The organism is Janthinobacterium sp. CG_23.3, assembly GCF_046115965.1.
In the GTDB taxonomy this organism is placed as follows: domain Bacteria; phylum Pseudomonadota; class Gammaproteobacteria; order Burkholderiales; family Burkholderiaceae_D; genus Janthinobacterium.
Genome location: NZ_JBJXIB010000217.1, coordinates 1 through 4,558 on the forward strand (window position 1 = coordinate 1; position 4,558 = coordinate 4,558).

The window sequence follows — 4,558 nt, forward strand, 5'->3', positions numbered from 1 at the left end:
TGATGCTGATTGTAGGGGAGGTAGCTCGTCGTCATTCGACAAGTTTACCTCGTCCCCATTCCGATTGCATCAGTTTCTGCCGCGCAGACTCCTAGGCTGCCTCATTTTTTTGTGCACAGAGGATCTCCGCCACCTTTAAGAGTCCATCTGCCCCACCTTTAAGTCCTCAAAACATATTGCCATATTGCGATTTGGGAGTTGGCGATCGCGATGTCAGACGTATCAAGGGGGAAACGCCAGTTCGCCAGTTCGCCCCGGGCAGGGAAACGCGCCACGCCTACCAAAGGGCCTATCTCCTGCAGAGCTTCGGCCAATGGACCCGCTGCGTCACTAGCACCTGCGAGCTGCGTTGAGTGCGGCGTTTCGACGCCGACAACGACTGACCCAACGCCGAGCCGCGCTAGAGCCGCAAGGACGGCGATGCTAATGTCGCCGTGCCGCAGGTATCAGCAGCACTAGCGCTGAACATGCCTGGCCGGCAAACAAAGCGGCTCGCTCCAACGCGGGCTTTTGCATATTACTTAGCGCGCTGCAGGGATGGATCGCCGCTCAAGGCAAACGGCATGGCCCTGGCCCACCGGTTGGAAGAAAGCGAAAACGTCAGCGAGCGGACATAGTGATACCACCCAGCAGGCACATACAGGAGGTCGCCTGGATTGACGATACATTCGATCATGGTTGCCTGGCGCGCAAGCGGGAACTTCTCAAAATCCGGCGCTTCGGGGTTGAACGGCGAGCCGAACAGGATGGCATTCGCCTCGCTGGGGTAGAGGAATTCGTCGTGGTGGGGCGGCGACAGGAAAATACGCTTGCTGCCCCAGATCTGCGCGAATATATTATCGTCGTAATCGCAATGCAGCGGCGTCACCGTTCCTGCGGGGCCTAGCCAAAATCGCGGCGGTCCCATTTTGTCAAAATACGCGGGCCAGTGGCACATGCTGTTCAATTCGCGTAGTTCAAGATTGCCCAGATAGGGCGGCAGGTCTTCGCTACCAGTAGCGACCAGCTCAAGATACTCCAGCATTGTCATATCCTGCATGGCCCGGTCGGGCGCGAAGGCCGTGTTGATATAGTCGCCCACCCGCGCGCGCACCGGCACGTGGCTAAAGCGCTCGCGCAGCGTTTGCGGCGTCAGGGCGCACAGCGGCCAGCGGTTCACCACCCCGGTGATCAGGAATGGCGAGCCTTTTTTGGCCAACGTACGGAACGCCGCGGCGTCGAGCCTGCCCATGCGCGGCACTTCGGAAATAGCCGGAACGTCGCGCCCGACGCGCTTTATCGCCGCACGCATTTCCTGGATTGACGTGACGCCGCGCACCTGCGCATCCTTGCGCTCCCGCGCCTGCTTTTTGGCGATGGCATCCTCTGGCGACGTAGACTCCGGCAGCACTATGGGCGGCGGCAAGCGTGGCGGCACGCGCACTTGATTAGCAGCCACCGAATTTTTCTCTTTTGACATAAACCTTCATTCACTATCTTCTCGTTGCTACCGCACCAGCAAACAGGCACGAAAAAACCGCTAGTTTACCACTTTGCCGAGACGGAAAAACGATGTGCGGAAGACGCGGCGACGGTCCAGCCTGCACGGGCGCCGGGCATCGATCCAGCAGCCGTTCTACTTGTGTCAGAATATCGGCAACGACAACGTTGTTGTACAAACTGCGGTCCCGCCCAGTTTGACTTTGAGGAAGCACATGCAAAAATTAATTTCAGAATTGACTAGGTTATACCTTCCGGCCGGCACCTTGTCGCCAGAGGTGCTGGCGCAGCACGTGCTGGGCCAGACTACCCTTGCCGTCAATCTGACAACGGACGATGGCCTGACCCGCGCCATGGTAATCGCCTTCGACAAGATGGGCGATAGCGAGGACGCGCAGCACTGGAGCCTGTTGTGCGCAGTCGCGAATGCCTTCCAGGCTGAACTCGGCTTCCCGGCGCCGGCGGTGAGTATCTCCGGCGCTAACGGTTATGCCCTTTGGCTGTCGCTGGAGACGCCCGTTGCAGCGGCCCAGGCGCAACGACTCCTGGAACTGCTGCGCAGGGCGTACTTCCCGGACATCGACCTTCGTCCTGAAACGGTCAGCGCGCCGGTCGAGTTGCCGCCTTGCCTGCACCAACGCACCGGCAAGTGGGCGGCGTTTATCCACCCGGGCATGGGCGCTTCCTTCGCCGACGAGTCGGGGCTGGAGATGGCGCCGCCCTTCGCCGGACAAGCCGCGTTTCTAACGGGCTTGCACAGCATTAGCGAAGCGCAGTTCAGCCAGGCCCTGGTCAGACTCGAACAGTCGCACGGTGCCGCGCCGGTGGTGCGCGCGCAGGCGCCCGTGCGTGCTGCGGCTGCAGACGGCTTGCTGCTGAAGGACGCAACGCTGGAGGACATCGTCAAATTCCTGCATTCGAAAAATATCGAGCCGACATTCCGCCATCTGATCCCGGGAAAATGATCGCTGCCCGCCTGTATTTATCGCTCGGTAAAAACAGGCCGGCCGCACGCATAAGGATCAGCCCTCAGTGCTGGCCCGCCATAATAGGCCTGAGCGACTGGGCATCGACTTTCAGCGCGAAGTAGGTCCATATGCCGCCAAGAAGATCGGCAACCCCGAAGAGAATGATCATTGGATTGGCCAGGCCGATGACAGCGAAGGCAGTGAAGGCCACGAAGACCACGAAGCGCGTGTACACCGACGCTTCCAAAAACGGCTTGTTTTCGTGCTTGGCTGCGACCCACGCATAGACGCCTATCATGAATGCGATAACTCCCACGACGTGAATCCAGACCTCGGAGGTTGGCGGAAGCAGAAAAATCGACAGTAAAAAATTCGGCGCGACGACTAACACGGCACCAACGATGAACAAATAAATGGCGAAGACCTTGGCGCTGAACGCAGACTTGGACATGTTTTCCTATGGTTATGAAGGGATGCGAGACGTGCGATGAGGGTCTAACTTTGATGTAAAGGTCCAAACTATTGGAAATATCTCCGGCATAGTTATGTATGCGATCTTTCTTCGGCGATTGAAATAATTTCAAATAGACAACCTAGACGACTTTAGCACACCCAGAGAAGAAAACGCAAACACACCTTCCAGCATAATGTGCTGCGCGTACCGACGGAAGAACCACTTCTGGCGGCAGGCACTGAATAAGCCAGAGCAGACGCACGGCGCGGCGCCGGTAGTGCGCGCGCAGGCGCCCGAACGCGTTGTGGTTGCGGACGGCTTGCTGCTGGAGGACGCAACGCTGGAAGACATCGTCAAACTCCTGCATCCGAAAGGTATCGAGCCGACATTCCGGCATCTGATCCCGGGTAAGTGATCGCCGCCAAGCTATATTTGTCGCTCGGCAAAGATAGGGTTCCCGGCCGGTCGTATGCATGAGGAATTTGCATGACGAGCTAAACTGTCAGGATCGGACAGTTGCCGCGGAAGATACGGAGAGCCGCCCCAACACCCCATCGACCATTTGTCGCAGCTGCTTCCAGTCTGCCGGCGTCTCAAATGTATCGAGCCTGTGTACTGCTTCATTACGAAGGCTCATGAGACGTCTGGCCGATTCATACTCGTCAAAAGAGAGCATACCTGTAGAGTAAGCTTTATTTAAAAAACTAAGGTCACTGCAATTCTGGACGTCCAAGCCTTCATTCAAAGCAAGAAGCCGTAACGCGGACAGATAGACCATCCACAGTTTTGGCAAGACCAACGTTGCCAATTCCGGTTTTTCAGCCACTCGGTCGATGTTTCGAAGGTGTTCTTGAATTTTTTCAATACTCACGCTGCTAGTGCCGTTCGGATCATGCTCTTGCAGATCCGCCTCATCGACGGTAACAAGCAAGAATCGCCAACCAGGGTGCCGTTGCACCTCTCGATCCAGACGGAAATAGGCGTCTGAATCTATCTTGGCGCCAGCTGACTTCACCTCAATGATGATTTTATCGTCTCCTTTTATCGCAAGTATGTCAGGTCGATAGTTTCCTATCGCGAAAGGAAGCGCTGAACTCTCTGGGTTTAAAGTGACAACATAGCCCTGTTCTTCGTAGCGCTTCGCAATCAGCCGCTCACTACGATGACCATTTATTATGTTCATGTCAGTTCCTTCGCAAGGTCGGATGAGTCGGAAATCGCAACGTAGACGCACGTTTCACCATCAATGATTGCTTGGGCAAGTATACGAGGTAGTCCGCTTATGGCGTTTGGCTCGTTTAATAGGCGCATATGGGCAGAAACGTCCAGGATCATTGAATCATCGGCGTAGATAAGGGCGCACAGAGCATCTTGCACGGGCTTGACGAAATTATTGATATCACCTGGCTTGGGATCATCCGACAAATACACCATAGTAAATTTCAGAGGATAATTTTGCAAAGGCTTCGCTGGCCAAGCGGCCATTGCCCGTCCATAAACATAATCACGCCAAGCGTCTCTGTTAGGCGAGTGCTTCGTCTGATGAGACACGGGGCGCCGGGCAATCCACCGAACTTAAGGATATCGCCTCCACTCGGCGAAAATATTTCACATAGTTCTTGACAAGACTGCGGCTGCGCGCGGTCGCCGCCCTGCT

At 56.1% G+C, this 4,558-nt stretch carries 6 protein-coding genes; 2 read left to right on the top strand and 4 right to left on the bottom strand.

The window, feature by feature from the left end:
* Positions 1-517: 517 nt before the first annotated feature.
* Positions 518-1,459 (bottom strand): cupin-like domain-containing protein, encoded by a 942-nt coding sequence (locus tag ACFDR9_RS26995; protein WP_409032978.1) that lies wholly within the window; start codon positions 1,457-1,459, stop codon positions 518-520.
* A gap of 235 nt (positions 1,460-1,694) precedes the next feature.
* On the opposite strand from ACFDR9_RS26995, the gene ACFDR9_RS27000 reads away from it, so the two are divergent.
* The gene (locus ACFDR9_RS27000; RefSeq protein WP_409032979.1) at positions 1,695-2,444 is read left to right on the top strand and encodes a TOTE conflict system archaeo-eukaryotic primase domain-containing protein; all 750 of its coding nucleotides are present in this window, start codon (positions 1,695-1,697) and stop codon (positions 2,442-2,444) included.
* Positions 2,445-2,508: 64 nt separating this feature from the next.
* On the opposite strand, the gene ACFDR9_RS27005 is transcribed toward ACFDR9_RS27000, so the two are convergent.
* Positions 2,509-2,898, bottom strand: coding sequence for a hypothetical protein (locus ACFDR9_RS27005; protein ID WP_409032980.1), 390 nt, complete (start codon positions 2,896-2,898; stop codon positions 2,509-2,511).
* 280 nt (positions 2,899-3,178) lie between these two features.
* Between ACFDR9_RS27005 and ACFDR9_RS27010 the strand changes: the two genes are divergently transcribed.
* Positions 3,179-3,316 carry a hypothetical protein gene (locus ACFDR9_RS27010; protein WP_409032981.1) on the top strand — a complete coding sequence of 46 codons (138 nt, stop codon included), beginning with the start codon at positions 3,179-3,181 and terminating at the stop codon, positions 3,314-3,316.
* Between the two features lie 87 nt (positions 3,317-3,403).
* On the opposite strand, the gene ACFDR9_RS27015 is transcribed toward ACFDR9_RS27010, so the two are convergent.
* Positions 3,404-4,084, bottom strand: coding sequence for a hypothetical protein (locus ACFDR9_RS27015; RefSeq protein WP_409032982.1), 681 nt, complete (start codon positions 4,082-4,084; stop codon positions 3,404-3,406).
* On the bottom strand, positions 4,081-4,452 hold the full coding sequence (locus ACFDR9_RS27020; RefSeq protein WP_409032983.1) for a RusA family crossover junction endodeoxyribonuclease: 372 nt from the start codon (positions 4,450-4,452) through the stop codon (positions 4,081-4,083). Before ACFDR9_RS27020 ends, ACFDR9_RS27015 begins: the two co-directional genes overlap by 4 nt.
* Positions 4,453-4,558 lie beyond the last annotated feature (106 nt).